This is a genomic window from Agrobacterium sp. RC10-4-1, assembly GCF_014138475.1.
In the GTDB taxonomy this organism is placed as follows: Bacteria; Pseudomonadota; Alphaproteobacteria; order Rhizobiales; family Rhizobiaceae; genus Agrobacterium; species Agrobacterium pusense.
Window position 1 is genome coordinate 308558 of the sequence record NZ_JACJIT010000003.1, and the last position, 24250, is coordinate 332807.

Annotated in this window: 24 protein-coding genes and 1 tRNA gene; 12 read left to right on the forward strand and 13 right to left on the reverse strand. The window is 59.6% G+C overall.

Features of this window, described 5'->3' with window-relative positions:
- Positions 1-32 precede the first annotated feature (32 nt).
- The 4 genes from FHW77_RS10050 to FHW77_RS10065 all read right to left on the reverse strand — a co-directional run bounded on the left by FHW77_RS10050 (position 33) and on the right by FHW77_RS10065 (position 5041).
- Positions 33-845 carry a class I SAM-dependent methyltransferase gene (locus FHW77_RS10050; protein WP_034496094.1) on the reverse strand — a complete coding sequence of 271 codons (813 nt, stop codon included), beginning with the start codon at positions 843-845 and terminating at the stop codon, positions 33-35.
- Between the two features lie 184 nt (positions 846-1029).
- Positions 1030-1106, reverse strand: a tRNA-Arg gene (locus FHW77_RS10055).
- 217 nt (positions 1107-1323) lie between these two features.
- Entirely contained in the window at positions 1324-2742 is a 1419-nt protein-coding gene (locus tag FHW77_RS10060; protein ID WP_006698926.1) for an ATP-binding protein, read from the reverse strand.
- A gap of 244 nt (positions 2743-2986) precedes the next feature.
- The gene (locus FHW77_RS10065) at positions 2987-5041 is read right to left on the reverse strand and encodes a methyl-accepting chemotaxis protein (RefSeq protein ID WP_004439682.1); all 2055 of its coding nucleotides are present in this window, start codon (positions 5039-5041) and stop codon (positions 2987-2989) included.
- Positions 5042-5392: 351 nt separating this feature from the next.
- On the opposite strand from FHW77_RS10065, the gene rpmH reads away from it, so the two are divergent.
- From rpmH to yihA, 4 genes are read left to right on the forward strand one after another with little or no spacing between them, the layout of a single operon-like run.
- Entirely contained in the window at positions 5393-5530 is a 138-nt protein-coding gene (gene rpmH, locus FHW77_RS10070) for a 50S ribosomal protein L34 (RefSeq protein ID WP_003493611.1), read from the forward strand.
- A 35-nt stretch (positions 5531-5565) separates the two neighbouring features.
- Positions 5566-5949, forward strand: a complete 384-nt coding sequence (rnpA, locus tag FHW77_RS10075; RefSeq protein ID WP_004439680.1) for a ribonuclease P protein component — start codon at positions 5566-5568, stop codon at positions 5947-5949.
- Positions 5949-7751, forward strand: a complete 1803-nt coding sequence (yidC, locus tag FHW77_RS10080; RefSeq protein ID WP_004439678.1) for a membrane protein insertase YidC — start codon at positions 5949-5951, stop codon at positions 7749-7751. The genes rnpA and yidC overlap by 1 nt, the downstream gene beginning before the upstream one ends.
- Positions 7748-8401, forward strand: a complete 654-nt coding sequence (yihA, locus tag FHW77_RS10085) for a ribosome biogenesis GTP-binding protein YihA/YsxC (RefSeq protein WP_004439676.1) — start codon at positions 7748-7750, stop codon at positions 8399-8401. The genes yidC and yihA overlap by 4 nt, the downstream gene beginning before the upstream one ends.
- 12 nt (positions 8402-8413) lie before the next feature.
- On the opposite strand, the gene FHW77_RS10090 is transcribed toward yihA, so the two are convergent.
- Positions 8414-8791: a hypothetical protein gene (locus FHW77_RS10090; protein ID WP_034496327.1), complete on the reverse strand. Its 378-nt coding sequence runs from the start codon at positions 8789-8791 to the stop codon at positions 8414-8416.
- A 266-nt stretch (positions 8792-9057) separates the two neighbouring features.
- Here FHW77_RS10090 and argB point away from each other — a divergent pair, with 266 nt between their 5' ends.
- Positions 9058-9942 carry an acetylglutamate kinase gene (gene argB, locus FHW77_RS10095; protein ID WP_004439672.1) on the forward strand — a complete coding sequence of 295 codons (885 nt, stop codon included), beginning with the start codon at positions 9058-9060 and terminating at the stop codon, positions 9940-9942.
- A 46-nt stretch (positions 9943-9988) separates the two neighbouring features.
- Here argB and FHW77_RS10100 read toward each other — a convergent pair whose 3' ends face one another.
- Positions 9989-10906 (reverse strand): EamA family transporter, encoded by a 918-nt coding sequence (locus FHW77_RS10100; RefSeq protein ID WP_004439670.1) that lies wholly within the window; start codon positions 10904-10906, stop codon positions 9989-9991.
- A 106-nt stretch (positions 10907-11012) separates the two neighbouring features.
- On the opposite strand from FHW77_RS10100, the gene FHW77_RS10105 reads away from it, so the two are divergent.
- Together FHW77_RS10105 and FHW77_RS10110 are read left to right on the forward strand one after the other, a co-directional pair.
- A complete protein-coding gene (locus tag FHW77_RS10105) occupies positions 11013-11726 on the forward strand; it encodes a pyrimidine 5'-nucleotidase (protein ID WP_004439667.1) in 714 nt (237 codons plus the stop codon).
- A gap of 100 nt (positions 11727-11826) precedes the next feature.
- Positions 11827-12423 carry an EF-hand domain-containing protein gene (locus FHW77_RS10110; RefSeq protein WP_034496098.1) on the forward strand — a complete coding sequence of 199 codons (597 nt, stop codon included), beginning with the start codon at positions 11827-11829 and terminating at the stop codon, positions 12421-12423.
- A gap of 41 nt (positions 12424-12464) precedes the next feature.
- Here FHW77_RS10110 and FHW77_RS10115 read toward each other — a convergent pair whose 3' ends face one another.
- Together FHW77_RS10115 and FHW77_RS10120 are read right to left on the reverse strand one after the other, a co-directional pair.
- Positions 12465-12722 (reverse strand): BQ00720 family protein, encoded by a 258-nt coding sequence (locus tag FHW77_RS10115; RefSeq protein ID WP_003503706.1) that lies wholly within the window; start codon positions 12720-12722, stop codon positions 12465-12467.
- Between the two features lie 56 nt (positions 12723-12778).
- Positions 12779-13204 (reverse strand): Hsp20 family protein, encoded by a 426-nt coding sequence (locus FHW77_RS10120; protein ID WP_004439657.1) that lies wholly within the window; start codon positions 13202-13204, stop codon positions 12779-12781.
- A gap of 203 nt (positions 13205-13407) precedes the next feature.
- Here FHW77_RS10120 and FHW77_RS10125 point away from each other — a divergent pair, with 203 nt between their 5' ends.
- The gene (locus FHW77_RS10125; RefSeq protein WP_004439655.1) at positions 13408-14352 is read left to right on the forward strand and encodes a nucleoside hydrolase; all 945 of its coding nucleotides are present in this window, start codon (positions 13408-13410) and stop codon (positions 14350-14352) included.
- A gap of 69 nt (positions 14353-14421) precedes the next feature.
- Here the strand turns inward: FHW77_RS10125 and FHW77_RS10130 are convergent, their stop codons facing one another.
- Both FHW77_RS10130 and FHW77_RS10135 read right to left on the reverse strand, forming a co-directional pair.
- Positions 14422-16755, reverse strand: coding sequence for a methyl-accepting chemotaxis protein (locus tag FHW77_RS10130; protein WP_004439652.1), 2334 nt, complete (start codon positions 16753-16755; stop codon positions 14422-14424).
- Positions 16756-16921: 166 nt separating this feature from the next.
- Positions 16922-17782: an LOG family protein gene (locus FHW77_RS10135; protein WP_004439649.1), complete on the reverse strand. Its 861-nt coding sequence runs from the start codon at positions 17780-17782 to the stop codon at positions 16922-16924.
- Between the two features lie 143 nt (positions 17783-17925).
- Between FHW77_RS10135 and dapD the strand changes: the two genes are divergently transcribed.
- From dapD to FHW77_RS10150, 3 genes are read left to right on the forward strand one after another with little or no spacing between them, the layout of a single operon-like run.
- Complete coding sequence (gene dapD, locus FHW77_RS10140) at positions 17926-18780, forward strand: 2,3,4,5-tetrahydropyridine-2,6-dicarboxylate N-succinyltransferase (protein ID WP_004439646.1); 855 nt, start codon at positions 17926-17928, stop codon at positions 18778-18780.
- Between the two features lie 15 nt (positions 18781-18795).
- Complete coding sequence (gene dapE, locus FHW77_RS10145; protein ID WP_004439645.1) at positions 18796-19992, forward strand: succinyl-diaminopimelate desuccinylase; 1197 nt, start codon at positions 18796-18798, stop codon at positions 19990-19992.
- A complete protein-coding gene (locus tag FHW77_RS10150; RefSeq protein WP_004439642.1) occupies positions 19976-20572 on the forward strand; it encodes a hypothetical protein in 597 nt (198 codons plus the stop codon). The genes dapE and FHW77_RS10150 overlap by 17 nt, the downstream gene beginning before the upstream one ends.
- A gap of 12 nt (positions 20573-20584) precedes the next feature.
- On the opposite strand, the gene truA is transcribed toward FHW77_RS10150, so the two are convergent.
- From truA to def, 3 genes are read right to left on the reverse strand one after another with little or no spacing between them, the layout of a single operon-like run.
- On the reverse strand, positions 20585-21385 hold the full coding sequence (truA, locus tag FHW77_RS10155) for a tRNA pseudouridine(38-40) synthase TruA (RefSeq protein WP_004439639.1): 801 nt from the start codon (positions 21383-21385) through the stop codon (positions 20585-20587).
- The gene (gene fmt / locus FHW77_RS10160; RefSeq protein WP_004439636.1) at positions 21385-22320 is read right to left on the reverse strand and encodes a methionyl-tRNA formyltransferase; all 936 of its coding nucleotides are present in this window, start codon (positions 22318-22320) and stop codon (positions 21385-21387) included. Before fmt ends, truA begins: the two co-directional genes overlap by 1 nt.
- 45 nt (positions 22321-22365) lie before the next feature.
- A complete protein-coding gene (gene def, locus FHW77_RS10165) occupies positions 22366-22878 on the reverse strand; it encodes a peptide deformylase (RefSeq protein ID WP_004439632.1) in 513 nt (170 codons plus the stop codon).
- Between the two features lie 149 nt (positions 22879-23027).
- On the opposite strand from def, the gene FHW77_RS10170 reads away from it, so the two are divergent.
- Positions 23028-24221 (forward strand): DNA recombination protein RmuC, encoded by a 1194-nt coding sequence (locus FHW77_RS10170; RefSeq protein ID WP_004439630.1) that lies wholly within the window; start codon positions 23028-23030, stop codon positions 24219-24221.
- Positions 24222-24250 lie beyond the last annotated feature (29 nt).

Here is a 24250-nt window from a genome sequence, read left to right on the forward strand (position 1 = left end):
TCCGTGAACCGAAAATCGCTGGGGGCGCAGACTTATAATGCGGCGAGAATCACATGCGCCTGAATTTTGCCGGTAACCTCACCGCTGCCATGGCGGGCTTCAATGGCTGCGGTGACGTAATCTGTCGCAGCATCCAGTGTTCCGGGGGCCCTTGCCTCGATTTCCGTGCGCAGAACCGTTCCCTGGCAATAAGCGACCGCCGGAACACGGGGCGAAGCGGCCCGACTTTGCGCCGCCACCGTCTCGGTCGTCACCCGGGAAAACCCCGCGTCCTCCAGTTCGCGACGGATCGCGGCCACATCATGATAACCATGCGGGGCGCGTGCCAGGAAGCGGGGTGGATCATCGGGAAACAGGCGCGCCAACGCGTTTGTCACTTCATCTGCGAAGTGGTTTTCCCCTATGCGATCCCAGACATTGAATAAATAATGCCCGCCGGGCTTCAGCACCCGCTTTGCCTCACGATAGGCCGACGGCCGATCACCGAAGAACATTGCGCCGAACTGACAGAAGACAAGATCAAAGACAGCGCTTGCAAAAGGCAGGAGCTGGGCATCGGCCTGTTGCCATTTTATGCGGTGATCCGGTGCCTGCTGCGACGCGGCGAAGTCGAGCATAGGCTGATTGAGATCGGTCACCACATAGCTGGCGGCAGGCAATAGTCGGGACGTGAGTTCGCGCGTGACGGCGCCGGTTCCTGCAGCGACCTCCAGAATATCAACCGGCATCAAGGCCGCCGCCCGCCGCGCCAGATCAGTGGCGAAAGGTGCGAAAATCAACGGCACCATATAGCGGTCGTAATTTTCCGGAATCGACCCCGCAAATACCTTATCCGCTTCCAGCATGGCTTTCACCCCGAGCCATCTCACGATCGGATGATTTTAACATATATTCGGGATGTGTGGAATTCGTTCGGTCCTGCCGCGTGCCAGAGGGGCCGAGGAATCTGGCGGAACGGACTTGCTCATCCAAGCCGCATACGAGGCTAGAAATATCGCGTGTTTCAATGCTTGTTTTTAAGAAAGGAAATGGCGCACCCGAAGAGATTCGAACTCCTGACCCCCAGATTCGTAGTCTGGTGCTCTATCCAGCTGAGCTACGGGTGCGTGCCGTTCCGGTCGTTTCCGGTGGCGTGGCGATCCTCTAAAACGTCCTCATTCCGATTGCAAGCGATTTTGCTTCGAAATTGTCATTTTTCCGCAGCAATTCAATTATCGCATTGAAAATAAACGACATTCCTAAACGTGCGTTTTCGAGAGCGCATGAGCCGCATATCATCCAGCGGGTATGAAGGCTGCGCTGGACTATCCGGCTGGGGGTCTTTCAGGCGGTTCTGGCCGCCTGCACCGTCGTGGCGCGATCGGCGATTTCGATGCGGAACTGCGTGCCGGGGCCCGGCTTCTCGACAAGCGCGATGGTGCCGCCGTGGGCCAGCACCAGTTCGCGGGCGATGACCAGGCCGAGCCCGGTGCCGCCGGAACGGGCCGAGCCCCTGAAGGCGGAAAACAGGTTCTCCTTGGCCTTCCGCGGCATACCCGGACCGTTATCGTCGATCACGATGCTGACGACGCTGCCGGCCCTCTGGCCCGAGATGGAAAGATACCTCGGCGCGGCATTGGCGGCATCGGATTGCAGGGCCTGGACGGCATTGCGACACAGATTGTGGATTACCCGGAATAGCTGCTCCGAATCCGCATCCACCGTCAGCTCCGCGGGCACGCTGTCGCGGAATTCAATACCGCTGTCCGGCTCCAGCGCCAGGATATCGCGCACGTCCCGCACCAGAAGGCTCAACTGCACCATCTTGCGTTTCGGCGCACCTTCCGTCGCCTGGCCATAGGCCAGAACTTCGCCGGTATAGGCAACGGCACGGTCGATGGTACGCAGCAGTTTCGGCGCGAAGCTTCGCACCATCGGGTCCTTTGCATCCACCAGACGGTCAGACATCAACTGCGCGGACGAGAGGATGTTGCGCATGTCGTGGTTTATCTTCGAGACGGCGAGGCCGAGATCCACGAGGTTTTTCTGTTGCCGCAGCGTTTTCTGCAGTTCCGTCTGCATATCGGCGAGATGACGCCCGGCAACGGCCAGCTCGTCCGTTCCCTCCTCCGGCACGAAAATCCGCTCCGGGTTGCCAGGATCTTCCGAAAAATTCTGCATGCCGAGCGTCAGCCGGCGTATCGGCCGTATCATGATGCGGTTGATGGAGATGAAAATGAGGCCGGCGGTGATCAGCGACAGAACGATGGAAATGAGGAACACATTGCGGGCATAGGCCAGCATGGCAGCCCTGAGCTTGTTCTCGCCCAGCACCAGTTCGATGATGGTGTCGCTGTCGCCAACGACATCGAAAACGCGGATGACGCGGTTACCGCCGAACAGCAGGGTGGAAAAGGCATCCCGTACTGCGGCCACCTGCGACACATCGGAAAGATCATATTGCTCATCGACGCCGGGCGGCGTTTCCGCAGCCGCCAGCAGCCGCGACGTACCGTCCTTGCGCAGGGCTATCAGTTTTGCCCCTGTCGCCATCAGGGTATCGTTCTGCACACTTCGCGGCAATTCGGCCTGCAGTCCGTCAATCACCGCGCCGGCCGCGGCAGCCGTATTCAGACGATCCCGCAACCAGGACAGGCGCATATTGGCGACGGAAGGCACGAAGATGAGCACTTCCGCGATCATGACAAAAATGACCGTGAGCAACAGCAGCCGCCCGGAAAGACCGGCAGTCAATCCCGGCATGCCGTGCGCCGGATTATCTTCCGTGCGGTCCAAGCTGTCTACGCCTTTAGAAAACACCGGGCCCTGATCCTGTATGCGCGCCGCCGCTTCGGTTGAACGGCTCGGTTTATATGCACCAACGATAATAGGACCTAACGGATTTTTTTCCAATGCGCTGCGACGCAAGGTTTTCATCGCAATAAAACAAACGCCGCCACAAGGCGGCGTCTGAAGCAAAAGGCGGCTTAGTTATCAGGCAACCCCGTCAGAATTCCTGCCAGTCCCCCTGCGCCGGCGCTGCGGCTGGCTGAACGCTAAGTGCCCGGCTGACGCTGTTCATCAATTTGCGCGCCGGAGAAGCCACCGCCGTCGTTCTGTCTGACACTGCAACGGGCCGCATGGGCTGCGCGGCGCGGGCCGGACGCGACGCGGTCTCGGCGCGAAGGTTCCGCTGAACACCATCCGCGCCGACATTGAAGCGGGTCACCAGCGTGACAAGATGGTCCGCCTCGCTGCTGAGCTTATGGGTTGCGGCCGAGGTTTCCTCCACCATGGCGGCATTACGCTGTGTAACCTGATCCATCTGGTTAATGGCGGTATTCACCTCGTGCAGGCCTGTGGACTGTTCCTTCGCCGCGGTAGCTATGGAGTGGATATGCTCGTTGATCGCCAGGACGCGCGTTTCTATCTCGCTCAAAGCGCTGCCGGTTCTCTGGACCAGCGATACCCCGCGCCCGACTTCCTCACCGGACTTGGTGATCAGCGCCTTGATGTCCTTGGCCGCCGTTGCCGAGCGCTGTGCGAGCTCGCGCACTTCCTGAGCGACGACTGCAAAACCCTTGCCTGCCTCGCCGGCCCTGGCCGCTTCCACGCCCGCATTCAGAGCAAGGAGATTGGTCTGGAAGGCGATTTCATCGATGACATTGATGATCTGGCTGATTTCCCGCGACGCATGCTCTATACGGTCCATCGCCGAAACGGCATCGCGTACGACATTGGCGGATTCTTCGGTCTTCTGCTTGGTTTCAGCCACCATGGCGCTGGCTTCCTGGGCGCGGTCGGTGGAATTTCGGACGACGGCAGTGATCTCGTCCAGAGCGGCGGATGTTTCCTCGAGCGCCGCGGCCTGCTGTTCCGTTCGCCTGGAAAGATCATCGGCGGCCGAGCGCAATTCGCCGGCATTACCGCTGATACCCTCCGTGCTGCTGCGCACTTCGCGCATTGTTTCCCGCAGCTTGGCCAGCGTCTGGTTGACGTTCGACTGGAGTTCGGCGAACACGCCGCGGAACTCGCCATCCATCTTCTCCGTCAGATCGCCCCGCGCAAGACCTTCGATGACGCGGCTGGTCTCGGAGACACCATTGTCCACCCCGATGAGCAGGGCGTTGATCGTGGCTGCGAAACGGTTGAGGTTGTCGTCGCCATAATCCTTGTTGATACGGCGGCTGAAATCCCCTGCGGCGGCGGCATCGACGACAACGGCCATGCCGGCCTGCAGGTCGTCACTCTTGGCCCGCATGGCGGATTCCTGAGCGTTCATGCGGCGCACTTCGCGGCCATTGGTCTTGAAGACCTCGACGGCCGCGGCCATTTCGCCGATCTCGTCCTTGCGCCCAAGGTAGGGAACTGCCGCATCCAGATTTCCGTCGGCCACCTCGCTCATGACTTGGGACACCCGGCGGATCGGCGCACTCAGTTGACGCGTTCCGATATAGAGGCCGAAAGCAGCCCCCGCCCCCACGCCGGCGACAGTCACCGCGACAATCACCCAGAATATGGCAGTGCTGAAAGCGTCGACCCCCGCCTTGACGACTTCAAGCTCGGCAATGTCGTTTTTCACGATACTGTCGATCTCCGCCTGATAGGCCTTGCGATTGGCGCGGTTTGCTTCGTTGTTGCCCTGCTGGCTCGCCGCCTGCGGCCCGCTTTCCTTAGCCAGCCGGACGGTCTCCAGGCGGAAAGTCCGGAATTCCTTCGAGCGGCCGGCAAGCTTGTCGAAACCAGCCTTCTGTTCCGCCGGCACGAGCGGTGCCCAGCTGGTAATGAGCTTGTCCATGGCGTCGAGGTTCTTGACCATGCCGTCGGCAAAGGGTGCGGCCGCAGCAATGTCCGCCGCTGCATAGATGCCACGCGCCTCCATGACGACTGCCGTTACCAGACGGTTGAGCGCTTCGCCCTTGTAAGCCCGTTCGGCCGCTTGCTCGAAATGGTGCGACCGAACCCAGAATTCGTTGATCGCATAGATGGACAGCCCGCCGATGGTACAGGCAACAAGGCTCATCAGCCCGACAAGTAGATTGATACGACCGCGAATTCTCAATTTCGTTCCCCCAACAAAAACCAGCTGCGCTATGAAAATGGGAAGCTGGCATAACTTTTCGCGTCACAAGATTTATCAATGCGGCCTTAAGAAAGAATTTCAGATTTTATCGATTGCGGATGGGAATCGGCCCTCATCTGTCGTCGACAAGAGAAATCGCGGTGCGTTTTCCGCAAAAGGTGAAGGGCGAAAACCCCTTCGGCAATTGACTTTGCTTGGCCTATGCCCTTATAAGCCGCGCACGCTCGGCCATTGAAAGCTCGCCCAGGCGGGTTTAGCCGTGCAAAAAACGAAACGCTCTTGCAAATAATTGCAAATTCAAGAAGGGCCGCACACCGCGGTATTAAATAAATGTCGAAGCGTACCTACCAACCGTCCAAGCTTGTTCGCAAGCGTCGTCATGGTTTCCGTGCCCGCATGGCTACTGCCGGCGGCCGCAAGGTTCTCGCAGCCCGCCGTGCGCGCGGCCGCGCTCGTCTGTCGGCTTAATTGCCGATCTGTGGCCCGATGAAAGTCGTGGGCACATGAGCGAGACTAAGAAAAGCCCCGGCCGGCTTAAAAACCGGTCGGAGTTTCTTGCCGTTCAGGCAGGTGAAAAACGGCGGGGAAGCACCTTTCTTCTGGAAGTACTTGATCGGAAATCCCCGGAAACCGAGCCTCGCGTCGGTTTCACCGTAACAAAAAGACAAGGCAACGCGGTCGAGCGAAATCGCATGCGCCGCCGTCTGAAGGAAGCCGTCAGGCTTTCTGCCGGGGTCGCAATGAAGCCCGGTCATGACTATGTGATTGTCGCCCGCAGGGATGTGCTTGATACGGCCTTCCCGAAACTTCAGTCTCTCCTTGCCGAGCGCATTGAAGGAACGGCGAAACCGAAACGGTCCCAGGAGACCCGCTCCAGGAAAGAATGATGGAAAAGAACCGCAATTACTTCATCGCGATAGCCCTTTCGGTTGTCATCGTCCTCGCCTGGCAATTCCTTTACATGAATCCGCGTATCGAGCAGCAGCGCCGCGCCGAAGAGGCCCGCCAGGCGCAGCAGCAGACCACGCAGCAACAGCAGCCGGCGCCGGGCGCCGCACCAGGTGCTGCCGTTGAAGGCGCACCGCCCGCCTCCTCACCGCAGACTGCCGCAACGGCAACCCGCGAAGAGTCGATTGCAAGAACCCAGCGTGTGGCCATCGACACCAACGCCATCGCCGGCTCGATCAATCTCACCGGCGCCCGCTTTGACGACATCCGGCTCAAGGACTACCATGAGACCGTCGATGACTCGAGCCCGATCATCACGCTGTTCTCGCCCGCTGACACCAAGGACGGTTACTTCACCGAGCTCGGTTACGTTGCAGCGCAGGAAGTCGGCGGCGTTCCCGGTCCGACCACCGTCTGGACGCTCGCAAGCGGCGACAAGCTGACGGAAAACACGCCCGTCACCCTCACCTACACCAATGCCAAGGGTGTGATTTTCTCCCGTACGGTTTCGATCGACGAGCATTACATGATCTCGGTCGCCGACAAGGTTGAGAACCCCGGCCAAGCGGCCATCTCCTTCGCCACCTATGGCCGCGTGACGCGTAACAACAAGCCCGCAGTTCCTCCGGTCTTCGTCATCCATGAAGGTTTTCTCGGCGTTTCGGGCAAAGACGGCAGCCTGACGGAAGAAAAGTACAAGGACGTCGAAGAAGCACCGGTAACGGTTGCCAAGGCGACCGGCGGCTGGCTCGGCATCACTGACAAATATTGGGCTGCGGCCATCGTTCCGCCCCAGACGACGCCATTCGAAACCCGTTATTCGCACATCACCGGCAATCAGCCGAGCTATCAGGCAGATTTCAAGAGTGACCCGATGACGGTCGAGCCCGGCCAGTCGATCGAGCTGAAGAGCCTTGTTTTCGCTGGCGCCAAGGAAGTGCCGCTGGTTGACCGATACGAGACGACCTACGCAATTCCGAAGTTCGACCTTCTGATCGACTGGGGCTGGTTCTACTTCATCACCAAGCCGATGTTCAAAATGATGGATTTCTTCTTCCGTTATTTTGGTAACTTCGGCGTAGCGATCCTGCTCACCACCATCGTCGTTAAGGCCCTCTTCTTCCCGCTCGCCAGCAAGCAATATGCTTCCATGGCGAACATGAAGCGCGTGCAGCCGAAGATGGAAGAGCTGAAGGCCAAGCATGGCGATGACCGCATGGCCATGCAGCAGGCGATGATGCAGCTCTACAAGGAAGAAAAGATCAATCCTGTTGCCGGCTGCTGGCCGATGCTGCTGCAGATCCCGGTCTTCTTCGCGCTCTACAAGGTCATCTACGTCACCATCGAAATGCGGCACGCGCCGTTCTTCGGCTGGATCCACGACCTTTCCGCGCCGGATCCGACATCGCTGTTCAACCTCTTCGGCCTTCTGCCTTACGATGTGCCGCACTTCCTGATGATCGGTGTCTGGCCGCTTGTCATGGGCATCACCATGTTCCTGCAGATGCGCATGAACCCGACGCCGCCCGATCCGACGCAGGCGATGATCTTCAACTGGATGCCGCTGATCTTCACCTTCATGCTGGCCTCCTTCCCGGCCGGTCTGGTCATCTACTGGGCATGGAACAATACGCTCTCCATCACCCAGCAGGCGGTCATCATGAAGCGCCAGGGCGCCAAGATTGAGCTGTTCGATAACATCAAAGGGCTGTTCAAGCGAAAGCCGGTGCAATCGAAATGAGTGAAACCGGCGCGGCAACCGAAAAGCCACTATTCGGACGACCCTGGATTTTCATTCGCGGCGTCCCCGCGATGAAATTCCTGCCGCCTGAAGGGCCGCCGGAAATTGCCTTCGCCGGTCGTTCGAATGTCGGCAAGTCCTCGCTCATCAATGCGCTGGTGGGCCACAAAGGGCTTGCCCGCACCTCCAACACGCCGGGACGCACCCAGGAACTGAATTATTTCGTTCCCGATGGTTACTCCGGTGCTGAGGGCGATCTTCCGCCGATGGCGTTGGTCGACATGCCCGGTTACGGTTATGCGCAGGCCCCCAAGGATCAGGTCGATGCCTGGACGAAGCTCGTCTTCGATTACCTCCGCGGCCGTGCGACGCTGAAGCGCGTCTACGTGCTGATCGATTCCCGCCACGGCGTGAAAAAGAATGACGAGGAGGTTCTGACCCTCCTCGACAAGGCGGCCGTGTCCTACCAGATCGTGCTGACGAAGACGGACAAGATCAAGGATGCCGGCGTGCCGCGGCTGATTGGCGAAACGCTTGAGAAAATCCGCAAGCGCCCTGCCGCCTATCCGGAAGTTCTCGCCACATCCTCGGAAAAATCAGTCGGGCTGGATAACCTGCGGGCCGAGATCATCAGAACGATCTCTCTTTGAGAGGCGTGCCTCTCAGGCGATGGTGAAAAGCAGAACGGCGGTCCAGAGCATCGCCGTCAAAGCCATAAGGCGCCAGAAGCGCACGGAATGCCAGATCTCCGAGAGCATGGCTGCGAACATGCTGCCACTCCGCAACGGCTGGCTCCTGAATGGCAGACCGGATCGGCGGGGGTCCCGTTCCAGCAACGCAGCGACGGTCGCATTTTCGCGATATTCGGTTTCCGCCAGATTGTCACGCCAGCGCCTGACCATGGCCGCGAACTGCCTGTCGCGTTTTACGCGCTTGGCAAGCTCCGCCATGCTTTCCGGCGGCAGGGCACCCAGCACATATTCGCCCGCGAGCACTTCGTCCCGCAAACCGCTTTGCTTGTCTCGATCGGGTGCCGTCATGTATTTAATCACTCCTCGGTCGTTCAGGTGCACCATTTCCACGGCGCGAGACATCTCCATCACCCTGAATTAATCCCTCCCCTTCATCAGCAAGGCTGGTCCCATTGGCCCTTTATGTCAATCTCATTACAGGGCCGGAACAGGCAAAAAAAAGAAATTTGACCGCAGCCGACACAATAAGGCCCGGAGGTTATTTCATCCGTCAAAGACTTGCTTTAGAGCGGTGACAGGCTTCAACGGCCGCAACCACAGACCGAGGTTTTTAGATGACGTCTTCCGAAAGCGAAACTCAGGCGCGGCTGCTCGCACAGGCTCTGCCTTTCATGCAGAAATACGAGAACAAGACCATCGTGGTGAAATATGGCGGCCACGCCATGGGCGATTCCACGCTTGGCAAGGCATTCGCGGAAGACATCGCCTTGTTGAAGCAGTCGGGAATCAACCCCATCGTCGTGCATGGCGGCGGCCCGCAGATCGGCGCCATGCTGAGCAAGATGGGCATTGAGTCAAAATTCGAGGGCGGCCTGCGCGTCACCGACGCCAAGACGGTCGAGATCGTTGAAATGGTTCTGGCCGGCTCGATCAACAAGGAAATCGTCGCCCTCATAAACCAGACGGGCGAATGGGCCATCGGCCTGTGCGGCAAGGATGGCAACATGGTCTTCGCCGAGAAGGCGAAAAAGACCGTGATCGACCCCGACAGCAACATCGAGCGCGTGCTCGACCTCGGCTTCGTCGGCGAAGTCGTGGAAGTCGACCGCACACTGCTCGACCTGCTCGCTAAATCGGAAATGATTCCGGTCATCGCACCGGTCGCCCCTGGCCGCGATGGCGCGACATACAACATCAATGCCGATACCTTCGCCGGCGCGATTGCGGGTGCACTTCACGCTTCGCGTCTGCTGTTCCTCACCGACGTTCCCGGCGTTCTCGACAAGAACAAGGAACTCATCAAGGAGCTCACCGTCTCGCAGGCACGCGCCCTCATCAAGGACGGCACCATTTCCGGCGGCATGATCCCGAAGGTCGAGACCTGCATCGACGCCATCAAGGCTGGTGTTCAGGGCGTGGTGATCCTCAACGGCAAGACGCCACATTCGGTGCTTCTGGAAATCTTCACCGAAGGCGCCGGCACGCTCATCGTGCCCTGATGTGCTTCAGGGTGGCGGACGGCAAATCTGTCCGCCACATCAGGTATTAGCCGAATGCCAGGAGCGACAGCACACCGACCACAATCAGCAGGCAACCGGACAGTTCAAGCCGGTTGATCTTCTCCTTGAAGAAAAGCACGGTCGAAGCGAAGGCGAACAGCATCTCCACCTGCGCCAGTGCCTTCACCACGGCGGCCTGCTGCAGGGTCATTGCCGTGAACCAGCCGAACGAGGCCGTGGCACCCACGAAACCGACCGCAAGCGACGGTTTCCACACCCTGGCGATGCGCCGCAGTTCTTCCCTCTCCCGCCAGATGATCCACAGGAACATCGATACCGTCTGCATGACGATGACGATGACGAGGGTGAAGCCCGCCTGCATCATCGCATCCGAGGCGGGCAGGCTTGGTGCTAGCGCCAGCGATGCCGACCGATAGGCAACAGACGACAGTCCGAAGAACGCACCCGAGGCGAGGCCGATACCCGCCGTTCGGCTGAAGATCGAGGTCAGGAAGGAAGCGGGCGTTACTTCCGTGCGCGCCACGGAAATCAGCATGACGCCGGCAACCGAAATCGCTATCGCCGCCAATGTACCGCCCGTGACGCTCTCGCCTATGAAAATGAGAGCAAACAGCGCCGCCTGTGCCGGCTCCGTGCGGGAATAGGCCGTGCCGACAGCGAAATTGCGGAAAGAGAACAGGTGTACCAGCAGGAATGTGGCGGCGATCTGCGCCATGGCCCCGACCGTTGCCCACACGGCGAAGGCCATGTTCGGCACCGGCAGCGGACGCCCAAGCCCAAGATGCAGGAATGCAAGATAGGCGAGAGCGAAGGGCATGCCGAACACGAAGCGCACAAACGTTGCACCCGTGGTGCCCATCATGCCCTTGAGGTGTTTTTGCAAAGTCGAGCGCAGGTTCTGCAAAAACGCGCTTGCGAAAGTAATGCCTATCCAGAGTTCCATGGCTTTGGCGGTATCATGCGCGCGAGGCCGCAGCCAAGCCCGAATTTCTGATCAATCGTCCTCTTTTCGATTTTCTTCCGCTATCGAAACAGGCATAAAGCTGCCCATGGACACAAAGCCGAAAAACCTGCCAGACGCCGCCGATTTCGCCCATGTCAGCGAATGGGTCTTCGATCTCGACAACACGCTCTATCCGCATCACGTCAATCTGTTTTCCCAGATCGACCGCAACATGACGGCCTATGTGGCGGAGCTTCTGAAGCTCGACCCCGACGAAGCGCGCGCCTTGCAGAAGCGTTATTATCACGACCACGGCACGACACTGCAGGGCCTGATGATCCATTACGGCATCAGCCCGGACGAGTTTCTGGAACGCGCCCATGCAATCGACTACTCGGCGCTGAAACCGCATCCGGAACTGGGTGAGGCCATCAAGGCTTTGCCGGGTCGGAAGTTCATCCTCACCAATGGCAGCGTCAAGCATGCGCAGGCTGCCGCCGGAGCGCTCGGCATTCTCGATCAGTTCGAGGATATTTTCGATATCGTCGCCGCGGGTTATTTGCCGAAACCTGCCAGCGCAACCTACGAGAAGTTTGCAGCACTTGCAAAACTCGATACGAAAAAGGCTGCGATGTTCGAGGATTTGCCGCGCAATCTCGCGGCCCCGAAAGCGCTGGGCATGAAGACCGTGCTACTCGTGCCATCAAATCTTGAGGGCGTCATCATGGAACGCTGGGAAATCCCTGATGTGACGGATGAGCATATCGACTACGTTACCGACGATCTGACCGGGTTCCTGACAAAAACCATCGCCCGCTGAGTAGCGAACATTACCGAAGCTTCATGCACCTTACGGATGTTTAAGTGGTGGGGCTTGCTGGACGTCACTATCTTTTCTTCAGGGACACCAAAGAAAGGTAATGACGATGACCACACGCAAAATCGCCCTGTCTGCTCTTGGCGCAGCCCTTGTGCTCAGCACGGCCGCAACGGCCAGTTTCGCCGCACCTGGTAAAGGCCATAAGGATCGCATGCCGATCCGCCAGGAGGCTGCCTTCGTTCACCTGCTGAAGGTGGCCGACACGAACAAGGATGGCAAGATTTCCAAGGAGGAATTCACCGCCCGTCAGGATGACCTGTTCGCTGAGATCGACAAGGACAAGGACGGCTCGATCACGCCAAAGGAAATGCGCGAATATCGTCAGGCAAAGATGGAGGCCTTCCGGGCCGCTCACCCGCGCCCCGAGCGGGAAGAGGCCAAGGCGGATGAAGCCAAAGCCCCTGAGGGCAAGCGTGCCGAGCGTGACCATGGTGGTCGTTTCGGCCATCAGGGCTGGGGCAAGCACGGCGGTAAAGGTGGCGGCTTCGCGCTGATCCGCTGGGCCGATACTGACGAGAACGGCCAGGTCAGCAAGGCCGAATTCGCCGCCGCTGGAGAAAAGATGTTCGAACGGCTGGACAAGAACAAGGACGGCGTCATCTCCATCGACGACATGCCGGACCGGCCGTTCCTCTAATCCAAAAAAGCAGAAAGCCCGCTCAACCGGCGGGCTTTTTCTTAATGCAGGCTGACGGTTTTAAGATCGTCTTCCGCCGCCTTGAAGAAGGTGCTCGAACGATTGTCTGTCAGGAGAATTGGCGTCCCGTCCGCGCCGAACAATGCCCAAAGGTCCAATTGCGGATCGAGATCGGGCGCCTCCGGGAAACAGCGGCTGACGTCTTCCGCTCGGATCTTGCGGATATATCCCACTTCTCCTTCGCCGATATGGGCGAGCTGGGATTGGGTGAGACGCGCATGCGCTTCTTTCAAAAGCATATTTCAGCCTCCTTCTTCACGCCGAGCGATTCATGTCCGATTCCGGCGTTCATGGTCTACTCTGAGACGGAAATATTAATTTTCTTTACCACGTTTGAAATTTCGGGCCGGACCAGATCGATGGAAAGAAGGCCGTTGCGCAGGCGCGCCGCCCTGACCTGCATGCCATCGGCAAGCACGAAGACGCGCTGGAACTGGCGTGCCGCGATGCCTCGATAGAGAAAATCGCGCTTCTCCTGTTCCTGCTGGCGTCCGCGAATGACGAGCTGATTATCAGCCGTCGTCACGTCGAGATCATCCTCGGAGAACCCCGCCACGGCAATGGTGATGCGCAGGCGTTCCGGTACGTCATCGCTGCCGGGCAGGCGCTCAATATTGTAGGGAGGGTAGCCGTCATTGGCCTTCGCCATGCGCTCCAGCGTCTTTTCCATGGCATCGAAACCCAGCAAAAGCGGGTGGGTAAATGGCGTCATGCGGCTCATATCTGTTCTGTCCTTGCAACCAAGCGACGTTTAGCGGCCCCGCTTCCGGCAACCTCGCCGGTCAATCGCACCGGCCCCTGCAATATGGGAAGCCGAACCGCGATGCGCAAGTCAAAGTGACCGGTGAGCGGCGGCAGGAATGAGGCTTGACAAGTGAGCACCCGCGGCTCGAAAAAAGCGCTCATCTCAACGGCGGGCAAGACATGGCAGAACGCAGAAAAATCATTATCGACACCGATCCCGGACAGGACGACGCAGCCGCGATCATGCTGGCTTTCGGCAGCCCGGAAGACATCGAAATTCTGGGGTTGTGCGCAGTTGCCGGCAATGTTCCCCTGAAGCTGACAAGCCGTAACATTCGCATCATCTGCGAATTGTGCGGTCGCACCGACATTCCCGTTTACGAGGGCGCCGAAAAGCCGCTGGTGCGCAGGCCCATCACCGCCGAACATGTTCACGGCAGTACAGGTCTCAACGGCCCGGTTCTCGACGAACCGACCATGGAGGCAGAAAAGCAGCACGCGGTCGATTTCATCATCGAGACGGTGATGCGGGAGCCTGAGGGCACCGTTACCCTCTGCACCCTCGGGGCCTTGACCAACGTGGCGCTGGCGCTCCTGAAGGCGCCGGAGATCGCTGATCGCGTCAAAGAACTGGTGATGATGGGCGGCGGCTTCTTCGAGGGCGGCAACATCACGCCCGCGGCGGAATTCAACATCTATGTGGATCCGCAGGCTGCCGACATCGTCTTCCGCTCCGGCATGCCCATCGTCATGATGCCGCTCGATGTCACGCATCAGTTGCTGACGACCAAGGCACGCGTCAATCGCATTCGGGAGATCGGCACGAGGCCGGCGATCGCCATGGCGGAAATGCTGGAATTCTTCGAGCGGTTCGACATCGAGAAGTACGGTTCGGATGGCGGTCCGCTGCATGACCCAAGCGTTATTGCCTATCTCATCAAGCCCGAACTGTTCGAGGGCCGCGAATGCAATGTCGAGATCGAGGTCCATTCCGAACTGACCATGGGCATGACCGTGGTGGACTGGTGGCGCGTGACGGATCGCCCCGCCAATGCCCGCGTGATGCGAAAGGTGGATGCGGATGGTTTCTTCGAGTTGCTGACGGAGCGTTTCGCGCGTCTTTGACGGACGCTGATAATAAAGAAGGCCGCTGGCGATACCAGCGGCCCTTTATATTTCAAACGGAAAACCGCATCAGAATTCCGTCCAGTCATCCTGAGCCAGCGCATTTGCGCCGCTGGTTCTAGGACGCGCGCGGGGCGCAGCTGGACGGGCGGACGTCGGGGCGGCAGCAGCGGGAGCGCGCATGGCCGCAGCGGCGGCACGCAATTGCTGGCTGGGCTGACCGCCGGAAACTACGAAACCGGCGACAAGCGATTTGAGCGTTTCGGCCTCGCTGTTGAGCGTCACGCTGGCCGCAGTGGTTTCCTCCACCATCGCCGCATTTTGCTGGGTGACCTGATCCATCTGCGTAACGGCGGAGTTGATTTCCTTCAGGCCCACCGCCTGCTCACTGGCTGAGGCCGAAATCTGCCGTATAAGCTGGTTGATCTGCAGAACTTGATCGGCGATCTTTTTCATCGTGTCGCCGGCCTTGCCGACCAGCTGAACACCCTCGCCCACCTGCGTGGCCGAGGTGTTGATGAGACCCTTGATCTCCTTGGCAGCAGTTGCAGAGCGCTGCGCGAGTTCGCGCACTTCCTGTGCGACAACGGCAAAGCCCTTGCCGGCATCACCCGCGCGGGCCGCTTCCACCCCGGCATTCAGCGCCAGAAGATTGGTCTGGAAGGCGATCTCGTCGATGACGCCGATGATGCGAGAGATTTCCGCCGAAGATTGCGCAATGCCCTGCATGGAGTTCACGGCCTGCTGCACAACCTCGCCAGACTTGCCGGCGTCTTCACAGGCATGGCTGACGGCACCGGCCGCCTCTGCGGCGTTTTCGGCGCTGGAATTGACCTGGGCGGTCAGCTCGTTAAGCGCAGCGGCAGTTTCTTCAAGGCTGGCGGCCTGCTGTTCCGTGCGATGCGAGAGATCGCTGGCGGCGCGGGTGATCTCACCGGTGCCATTGCCGATGCTGACGACGGTTGCGTTGACGGTGGAAACCGTTTCCTCGAGGCTGGCAAGCGCCGAGTTGAAGTCCTCGCGCAGCTTTGCATACTCACCCGGGAACTCGTCCTGAATGCGGTAGGTCAGATTGCCCTGCGACAGGGCATTCAGGCCGGAACCGAGAACGCTGACAATGTGCTGCTGCATGCGGCTGTTTTCATTGCGCTCGAATTCAGAGCGCTGGCGCTCCGTTTCGGCGTGACCACGCTGGGCGTCGGCTTCGGCCTCCATCTCACGGATGCCGGCAAGCTTGGCGCGGAAACCTTCAAGCGCTGTCGCAACCGAACCGGTCTCATCCTGCCGGTCTTGACCGGAGACGGGCACGTCGTAGCGACCGTCGCTCAGCGTCCTCACGTCGGTAACTAGCGATGCAAGCGGGTTGCGAACGAAATAACGGACTGCAAAATAAAGCGCTGCAATGACGGCGGCAAGAATGACGATCGCACCGATGATCATCAGATAGGTCTGCTCCTGAACCGGAGCGTTCAAGGCCTGATGGGGAATATCAACAAGGACGACCCAGGTTGCGTTGAGCCCTGGAACGGCGAAGGGATAAACGAGACGGTTATACGGCGCGTCGGTATCAAGGCCGAGGTCTTCGATGAGGCCCTGCTTACCCGAAGCGATCGCGGTCTGGACAGTGGCTGCGCCCTCTCCGTCATAGGCTTTCATGTTCTGCTCGGGCGTCGGCGGCACCAGCCACTGGCCACCCTGGGAGACGAGCGTCACACGGCCGGTCTCGAAAGGATGCAGAGCCTGCAGTTTCTGGGTGAGAGACGCGAGCGAAATATCGACACCCGCCACGCCGATCATCTTGCCATCCGACATGACGGGATAGGCAAGCGAGGTCATGGTGGTCGGCACTTCCGTGCCTTCGGCGAGATAAGGTTGGGTAATCGCTCCCTTGCCGGTCTTGGCGGCCAGCGCATACCACTCCGCTGCGTAATCGTTCTTGAAGGTCGAGAACTGGATATCGCCCTTCTGGGTCTTGGACCAGTAAGGTGCGAAGGCGCCGGTCGCGTTGGTGCCGAGATCGAGCCTGTTGGCGATCTCTGTCGTCTGACCATCGAAAAGACCGAGCTGTTCGCAGAACCAGCTGCCGAATGCAAAAGTATTCTGCTCCACATTGGCCTTGAGGATGTTGACGATGCCAGGGCGATCCATCGACTTCGCCTGATGCGCCCGACCGATGACGCCAGCCATTGAGCGGGCAGCGCTGCCGAGTTCACCGACATCGGCGGCGATGACGTTGGCGATGGCGCGGGCTTCCGTATTGGCCTGATCCATGGTCAACGCGTGCACGCGCTCACTGGTCTGGGAGATGAGGAAAGAATTGGATGCAACGAGAACCGTGGTGATGGCACAGCCGGTTACTAGGATCAGCTTGGTCGCAAGCGACTTCACTTTGAGATTGAACATTTAGGCCCCAATGGAAATCGTCAACCCGAAGGAGCTGACGTCAACGGATGACAATCTCCGTCATGGAGGCCCGTCCGCATGGGACAGTGCGCTGCAGCGCGACAGGGCGAAGTTAGAATATGATTGCTAATTAAGCCCTAATAATACTTCGCCGCGCCGTGCATCTTCAGTGTTCGTAGTAGTCGGAGATGATCTTCCAGGCATCGTCCGCCGTTTCGGCAAAGTGCAGGAGATTCATATCCTCGGGAGCGATGGTGCCGAAATCCGCCAGGAACTCGAAATTGACGACGGATCGCCAGAACTTTTCTCCAAAAAGAATGAGAGGGATCGGGGCCATGCGCTTGGTCTGGATCAGCGTCAAGGCTTCAAAAAGCTCATCGAGCGTGCCAAAACCGCCGGGGAAAACCACCACGGCCTTTGCCCGCATCAGGAAGTGCATTTTCCGGATCGCGAAGTAGTGGAAATTGAAGCTCAGTTCCGGCGTTACATAAGGGTTGGGCGCCTGCTCGTGCGGCAGGACGATATTGAGGCCGATGGAAGGGCCGCCGGCATCCATGGCGCCCCGGTTACCCGCCTCCATGACGCCGGGACCGCCGCCGGTGACCACCACATATTCCAGGTGACCGGATTTCGCGCCGTAGTCGGTGCAAAGGCGGGCGAATTTGCGTGCTTCGTCGTAATAAACCGAGGATTGCTCGAGATTGCGCTTCTGCGTTTCATTGCGCGCCGCCCAGGCCTCTCCTCCCGGTTCGGGAATGCGGGCGCCGCCAAACATGACGACGGTGGAATTTATCCCGCGTTCGGTGAGCGCCATTTCCGTCTTCAGAAGTTCCAGCTGCAGCCTGACGGGTCGCAATTCCTCGCGGCAGAGAAAGTCCGTATCCACATAGGCCAGCCGGTAGGACGGGGAGTCCGACTGCGGCGTCTTGACAACGACCTCGGCCTGCTGCTTGTCCACAGCGCTGCGCTTCAACGGGTCCCATACCCCGTCCTTGCGCCGCAATTTGCCGTTTTTCAGTCGTGTCATTTCCATGCCTTTCATCTGCGGCGCCAAATCACCCAAATCGCATTGACGCCTTTCCAACACTCCCTTAGATCAAATGGCCAAAGCCTTCCAGCGGCACGGAACCCGCCGTGACCACGAACACACGCGACTTTAAGGAATTTTCCATGAGCCTCACGGATCTCTCTTCCCTCGAAACGATCATCGAAACCGCCTTCGACAACCGCGACAGCGTGAATGTATCGACGAAGGGCGAGGTTCGCGACGCCGTGGACACATCTCTTCAACTTCTCGACAGCGGCGAGGCACGCGTTGCTGAAAAGCAGGCGGATGGAAACTGGAAGGTGAACCAGTGGCTGAAAAAGGCCGTGCTTCTCTCCTTCCGTCTCAATGACATGGAAATCGTGACCGGTGGTCCGGGCGAAGCCACCTGGTGGGACAAGGTTCCGTCGAAGTTTGAAAACTGGGGTGAAAACCAGTTCCGCGCCGCCGGTTTCCGCGCGGTGCCAAACGCCATCGTGCGCCGCTCGGCTTACGTGGCCAAGAACGTCGTGCTGATGCCTTCCTTCGTCAATCTCGGCGCCTATGTCGATGAAGGCACGATGGTCGATACCTGGGCAACGGTCGGCTCCTGCGCGCAGATCGGCAAGAACGTGCATCTCTCCGGCGGCGTCGGTATCGGCGGCGTTCTGGAGCCGCTGCAGGCAGGGCCCACCATCATCGAAGACAATTGCTTCATCGGTGCGCGTTCGGAAGTCGTGGAAGGCTGCATCGTGCGCGAGGGTGCTGTTCTCGGCATGGGCGTCTTCATCGGCAAATCGACCAAGATCGTTGATCGCGCCACCGGCGAGATCACCTACGGCGAAGTCCCGCCCTATTCCGTCGTCGTTGCCGGCACCATGCCGGGCAAACCGTTCCCGAATGGCGAGCCGGGCCCCAGCCTCTATTGCGCCGTGATCGTCAAGCGCGTCGATGAAAAGACCCGCTCCAAGACCGGCATCAACGAGCTTCTGCGCGACTGATATAAAGCTGATACCATGACCACGACCGATCCCGTTGCCAATCTCGCCGCCCTCATCCGTTGCCCTTCGGTGACGCCTGCGGAAGGCGGCGCGCTTACTCTGCTCGACAACCTGCTTTCGCCGCTCGGTTTCGTGGTGGAAAAAATGGTGGCGAGCGAGGCGGGAACACCCGATGTAGAGAACCTCTATGCCCGTCTCGGCAACGAGGGGCCACATCTGATGTTTGCGGGCCATACGGATGTGGTTCCCGTTGGGGATGAGGCCGCGTGGAGTCACCCGCCTTTTGCCGCAGAGATTGCCGGTGGCGAAATGTTCGGTCGCGGTGCGGTGGACATGAAGGGCGGTATTGCCTGTTTTGTTGCCGCCATTGCCCGCCATATTGAAAAACACGGCAAGCCGCAGGGCTCCGTCTCCTTCCTGATCACCGGTGACGAGGAAGGCCCATCAATCAACGGCACTTCCAAGCTGCTGGAATGGGCTGCTGCAAAGGGCGAGACGTGGGACGCGTGTGTCGTCGGGGAACCGACCAATCCCGACCAGCTGGGCGACATGATCAAGATCGGCCGGCGGGGATCGCTCTCCGGTCGCATCACGGTCCATGGCGTGCAAGGCCACGCTGCCTATCCGCATCTCGCCGACAACCCAATTCGCGGTCTGCTGCAGTTGACGCATGCGCTGATGCATCCGCCCTTTGATCACGGCACGGATAATTTCCAGCCTTCCAATCTCGAAGTAACGACCGTCGACACCGGCAACGCCGCCACCAATGTGATCCCGGCGCGGGCGACTGCCTCCTTCAACATCCGTTTCAACGACACATGGACAGCGGAGAGCCTTCGGGCGGAAATCATCCGCCGCCTCGATGCCGCTGCGGCAGACGGCGAGCTCCGCCCCGACCGCACACCGGTAAAGTACGAGATCGTCTGGGCGGACCGACCGGCCCATGTCTTTTTGACCCGGAACAATGCGCTCATCTCATCGCTCTCAGGCGCGGTCGAAGCCGTCACCGGCAAGGAGCCAAAGCTTTCGACCACCGGCGGCACGTCGGATGCGCGCTTCATCAAGGACTATTGCCCTGTCGTGGAGTTCGGCCTTGTCGGGCAGACCATGCACATGGTCGATGAGCGGGTAGCCATTGCCGATCTTGAGACGCTGACGCGCATTTACGAAACCTTTATCGAGCGCTGGTTCGCCCATGCCGACGGCAAGTGAAGTAAGGCTCTATCTGACGGGCCTGTGGCTGTTGCTGCTCGGCGACCATAATGGCGCACGTTATCTGGACCTGACCGAACGCGGCATGTGGCGGTCCTTCTATTCCGTCCTTTGGTGCCTGCCCGCCATGCTGGTTTCCTGGCTGTGGCTGCGGGCAGCGTTTCTCGCCAGCTACCCGCCGGGAACAGGAACGGGGTTCATCTTCTTCTTTCGCCTGGCGATGGTGGAGGCCATTTGCTGGATCGTGCCGCTGCTTTTGATCGGCATGTTGCTCTTTGCCTTTGGCGCACGTGAAAAATTCACGCCTCTCGTCACCACCATGAACTGGCTGTCGCTGCCCTTCTCATACGCCTACGCCGTTCTGATCCTGATTGCGTTCTTCCTGCCACCGTTGCAGGGGCTGATCGCGATTTTGTGGCTGGCGCTGCTTCTGTCGCTGGTCTTTGCCTTTTCACGGATCGTGCGGTTTTTTATCCGCGACCAGTCGCTGCTCGTCTCCGCCATCGTCATGACGCTACTGGTGCCCGGCATGCTTCTGTCGGAAGCGTTGCAGCGCTTTCTCGGTGTCTATCCGGCCTGAGAGAATTAGACGTCAATCCGCATCCTGCGTCACCTCGGGTTCGAGGTGGCGGCGCGGCGGAATGACGTCGGGATAATCGACCTGCATGAAGTAAAGACCGTCCGGCGGTGCGACCGGGCCACAGGCTTTTCGATCGCGTGCCTCCAGTGCGGCACGCACGTCCTCTGGCGTCATCGTGCCCTCGCCTGCCAATTTCAGCGTGCCGGCGAAAGAGCGGATCTGGTTATGAAGGAAGCTCTGCGCCGTCGCGCGTATCTCGATGAGATCGCCATTGCGCGTCACATCCAGCCGGTCGAGCGTGCGCACGGGGCTGTTCGCCTGGCAGTGCACGGAGCGGAAGGTGGTGAAATCATGCCGGCCGACGAGCATCTGGGCAGCTTCATGCATGCACTCGTGATCGAGGTCCTTCGACACCCACCACGCCCGCTTGTGCTCCAGCGCCAGCCGGGCTTTGCGGCAGACGATGCGGTAGAGATAGTGCCGACGAAGGGCGGAAAAACGGGCGTCGAAATCCTCAGTCACGGAAGCGGCATCGAGCACGGCCACCGCTTCACCCGCCATGGCGAGATGCGCATTGATGGCATTGCGTAGCTTGTAGGGCTCCCAGTCTCGCGAGAGATCGACATGGACAACCTGCCCAACGGCATGCACGCCGGAATCGGTGCGGCCAGCGCCGCGAATGGAAACGCTCTCGCCGGTCAGCGACCGAACCGCAGCCTCCAGCGCACCCTGAACCGAGGGGCCGTTTTCCTGTCTCTGCCAGCCATAATAGGGCGTACCGTCATATTCGACGGTCATGCGGAAGCGTGGCATCAGCCCAGCCTCGTAGTGGCCGGAACCGGGGTACCGCGCACGAAATCGGCCGCCGACATCGGCTTGCCGCCCGCCTTCTGCAAACGGGTGAGCCGTACGGCGCCGCTGCCGCAGGCAATGGTGAGAACATCATCCAGTGCGCTGCCTGCCTCGCCCATTCCGCTGGCGAGCTCGGACGCCAGTACCTTGACGCGCTCGGGCTTGCCGCCGATCTCCATCTCCAGCCATGCGCCAGGAAACGGCGAAAGGCCGCGAATATGATTATGCACATCCTGCGCCGGCCTTGAAAAATCGATACGGGTCTCGCTCTTGTCGATTTTTGCCGCGTATAGAACGCCCTCTTCCGCTTGCGGGACGAGGGGCAGGTCATCTGCTTCCAGCTTGTCCATCGCCTGACGCATCAACCGAGCGCCTGTCAGCATCAGGCTGTCATGCAGCTCGCCGGCCGTCATGTTCTCGCCGATCGTGACCTTTGCCGTAAGTGCAACAGGGCCGGTATCGAGACCCTTTTCCATTTTCATGACCATCATGCCGGTTTCGGTGTCACCCGCCATGATCGCCCGCTGGATGGGAGCCGCGCCGCGCCAGCGCGGCAGCAGCGAAGCGTGACCATTGTAACAGCCAAGCCGCGTGCCGGAGAGGACCGCTTCAGGCAGCAGCAGCCCGTAAGCCACGACGACCGCGACATCGGCATTGAAATCCCGAAACTGCTGGCGATCTTCCTCCGCCTTGAAATTCAAGGGTGTCAGTACCGGTAAGCCCAGCAGTTCCGCAGCCTGATGCACCGGCGATTTCTGCAGATCAAGGCCGCGACGGCCGCCTGGACGCGGTGGCTGGGTATAGACGGCAGCAATCTCGTGGCCCGCTTCCACCAGTGCACGCAACGTCGGAACGGAAAAATCCGGCGTGCCCATGAATATGATGCGAAGAGCCATGATTGCCCCCTGCCCTGTCTTCCGCTCCGTCAGCTGTGCGACGGATCAGACTTTTGCGCGGGCTGCTTTCGTAAATTTCTTGATGACCATGTCCCGCTTCAACCGCGAGATATGGTCGATGAACAGAACACCATTCAGGTGATCGATCTCATGCTGCAGGCAGGTTGCCAACAGACCATCCGCCTCGACCGTCTGCTGCTTGCCGTCACGACCGACATATTGCACCGTGAGCGACGCAGGGCGCTCCACCTCGGCATAATAATCGGGAATCGAGAGACAGCCTTCCTCATAGGTGGAAATATCATCCGAAACCTTGAGGATTTCCGGATTGATGAAGACGATCGGGGTCTTTTCTTCGCCTTCACGCGCAACATCGATCACCAGCAACCGGCGCGGCACACCTATCTGGATGGCGGCAAGGCCGATGCCGGGGGCATCATACATCGTTTCCAGCATGTCGTCCGCCAAACGCAGCACCTCGGCATCCACCTTTTCGATGGGCTTCGATTGCTGGCGCAGCACGGGATCGGGCAAAATGATAAGCGGTTTGATGGTCATGGCTTCCCATAACGTATCTCTCGCGCGGAGGAAATAAAAAACACGACGATGAAAACGGCTCGCGGCATCCGTTCTGCCGGACTCATTTCCGCCGCAGGAATGTTCTTGTTTTGATCTTCCGAATCGATCGAAATCTGCTAGATTTAGTCATGAACACAGACTTCTCCGTTCTCCTTCAACCCGCGCTGCGGGCCGGCTCAGTCGATATCAGCTTCGGCGCGCTTCTCGCTGCCGCGATTTTCGGCCTTGTCGTTACATGGCTTGTGACGGCAAACCGGTCGAAGAAAGCTGGGGCCGATGGCGAGATCTCCGACCTGCTCAAAACCCAGTCCGAACTGCATGGCCGGATCGCGGCCATGGCGGAAACGCTCGGCACGCGTCAGACGGAGATGAGCCAGACGCTGAACCAGCGTCTTGATGGCATGTCGCAGCGGCTGGGCGAAACGCTGACGGAGCAGACCCGGTCTACCCATGAAAATCTGAGCCGCCTTCAGGAGCGCCTGGCGGTCATCGATGCCGCACAGGGCAATATTCAGGATCTGGCCAAGGACGTGGTCGGGCTTCAGGCGATACTTTCCAACAAGCAGACACGCGGAGCCTTCGGACAGGCGCGCATGGAGACGCTGATCGCCGACGCCCTGCCGCCGGGTTCCTTCCAGCTGCAGCCGACACTTTCCAACGGTTACCGGCCGGACTGCACCATCAAGATGCCGAACAATGCGCCGCCGCTCGTCATCGATGCCAAGTTTCCGCTGGAAGCCTGGAACGCCATCAAGGCGGACGAGACGCCGGAAACCAAACGTGCCGCCGTGCAGCAGTTCCGCAGGGACATGGAGGTGCATATTCGCGATGTCGCCGAGAAATATCTCATTCGCGGCGAGACACAGGATACCGCCTTCATCTTCGTGCCGTCGGAATCGATTTTCGCCGATATCCACCAGCATTTCGAATATCTGGTGCAGCGCGCCCATCGCGCCCGGGTGGTCATCGTTTCGCCATCGCTGCTGATGCTGTCGGTACAGGTCATCCAGTCCGTGCTCAAAGACCAGCGCATGCGCGAACAGGCGCATCTCATTCAGGGTGAAGTGGCGCTGCTCATGGACGATGTGCGGCGGCTGGACGATCGGACGCGGAAGCTGCAGGCCCATTTCGGGCTGGCGCAGAAGGACGTCGACATGATGCTTATCTCCTCCGACAAGGTGCTGGCGCGCGGACAGAAAATCGAGGGGCTCGATTTCTCACCAACGGAAAAAGACGTGCCGCACGGAGAAATCGAGCAGGCCCGGCGCTTTGCCGAAAACCGAGCCGGTGCGGCCAAATTGCGGGTGGTTGACGACGAGTGATCGTCTCGGGCAAAGTCGCCGCCTTGCTT

Excerpts from the sequence above, each read along its gene's own strand:
- FHW77_RS10050 (WP_034496094.1), bottom strand. The coding sequence starts at position 845 with ATGCTGGAAGCGGATAAGGTATTTGCGGGGTCGATTCCGGAAAATTAC.
- FHW77_RS10060 (WP_006698926.1), bottom strand. The coding sequence starts at position 2,742 with ATGCCGGGATTGACTGCCGGTCTTTCCGGGCGGCTGCTGTTGCTCACG.
- rpmH (WP_003493611.1), top strand. The coding sequence starts at position 5,393 with ATGTCGAAGCGTACCTACCAACCGTCCAAGCTTGTTCGCAAGCGTCGT.
- rnpA (WP_004439680.1), top strand. The coding sequence starts at position 5,566 with ATGAGCGAGACTAAGAAAAGCCCCGGCCGGCTTAAAAACCGGTCGGAG.
- yidC (WP_004439678.1), top strand. The coding sequence starts at position 5,949 with ATGGAAAAGAACCGCAATTACTTCATCGCGATAGCCCTTTCGGTTGTC.
- yihA (WP_004439676.1), top strand. The coding sequence starts at position 7,748 with ATGAGTGAAACCGGCGCGGCAACCGAAAAGCCACTATTCGGACGACCC.
- FHW77_RS10090 (WP_034496327.1), bottom strand. The coding sequence starts at position 8,791 with ATGACGGCACCCGATCGAGACAAGCAAAGCGGTTTGCGGGACGAAGTG.
- argB (WP_004439672.1), top strand. The coding sequence starts at position 9,058 with ATGACGTCTTCCGAAAGCGAAACTCAGGCGCGGCTGCTCGCACAGGCT.
- FHW77_RS10100 (WP_004439670.1), bottom strand. The coding sequence starts at position 10,906 with ATGGAACTCTGGATAGGCATTACTTTCGCAAGCGCGTTTTTGCAGAAC.
- FHW77_RS10105 (WP_004439667.1), top strand. The coding sequence starts at position 11,013 with ATGGACACAAAGCCGAAAAACCTGCCAGACGCCGCCGATTTCGCCCAT.
- FHW77_RS10110 (WP_034496098.1), top strand. The coding sequence starts at position 11,827 with ATGACGATGACCACACGCAAAATCGCCCTGTCTGCTCTTGGCGCAGCC.
- FHW77_RS10115 (WP_003503706.1), bottom strand. The coding sequence starts at position 12,722 with ATGCTTTTGAAAGAAGCGCATGCGCGTCTCACCCAATCCCAGCTCGCC.
- FHW77_RS10120 (WP_004439657.1), bottom strand. The coding sequence starts at position 13,204 with ATGAGCCGCATGACGCCATTTACCCACCCGCTTTTGCTGGGTTTCGAT.
- FHW77_RS10125 (WP_004439655.1), top strand. The coding sequence starts at position 13,408 with ATGGCAGAACGCAGAAAAATCATTATCGACACCGATCCCGGACAGGAC.
- FHW77_RS10130 (WP_004439652.1), bottom strand. The coding sequence starts at position 16,755 with ATGTTCAATCTCAAAGTGAAGTCGCTTGCGACCAAGCTGATCCTAGTA.
- FHW77_RS10135 (WP_004439649.1), bottom strand. The coding sequence starts at position 17,782 with ATGACACGACTGAAAAACGGCAAATTGCGGCGCAAGGACGGGGTATGG.
- dapD (WP_004439646.1), top strand. The coding sequence starts at position 17,926 with ATGAGCCTCACGGATCTCTCTTCCCTCGAAACGATCATCGAAACCGCC.
- dapE (WP_004439645.1), top strand. The coding sequence starts at position 18,796 with ATGACCACGACCGATCCCGTTGCCAATCTCGCCGCCCTCATCCGTTGC.
- FHW77_RS10150 (WP_004439642.1), top strand. The coding sequence starts at position 19,976 with ATGCCGACGGCAAGTGAAGTAAGGCTCTATCTGACGGGCCTGTGGCTG.
- truA (WP_004439639.1), bottom strand. The coding sequence starts at position 21,385 with ATGCCACGCTTCCGCATGACCGTCGAATATGACGGTACGCCCTATTAT.
- fmt (WP_004439636.1), bottom strand. The coding sequence starts at position 22,320 with ATGGCTCTTCGCATCATATTCATGGGCACGCCGGATTTTTCCGTTCCG.
- def (WP_004439632.1), bottom strand. The coding sequence starts at position 22,878 with ATGACCATCAAACCGCTTATCATTTTGCCCGATCCCGTGCTGCGCCAG.
- FHW77_RS10170 (WP_004439630.1), top strand. The coding sequence starts at position 23,028 with ATGAACACAGACTTCTCCGTTCTCCTTCAACCCGCGCTGCGGGCCGGC.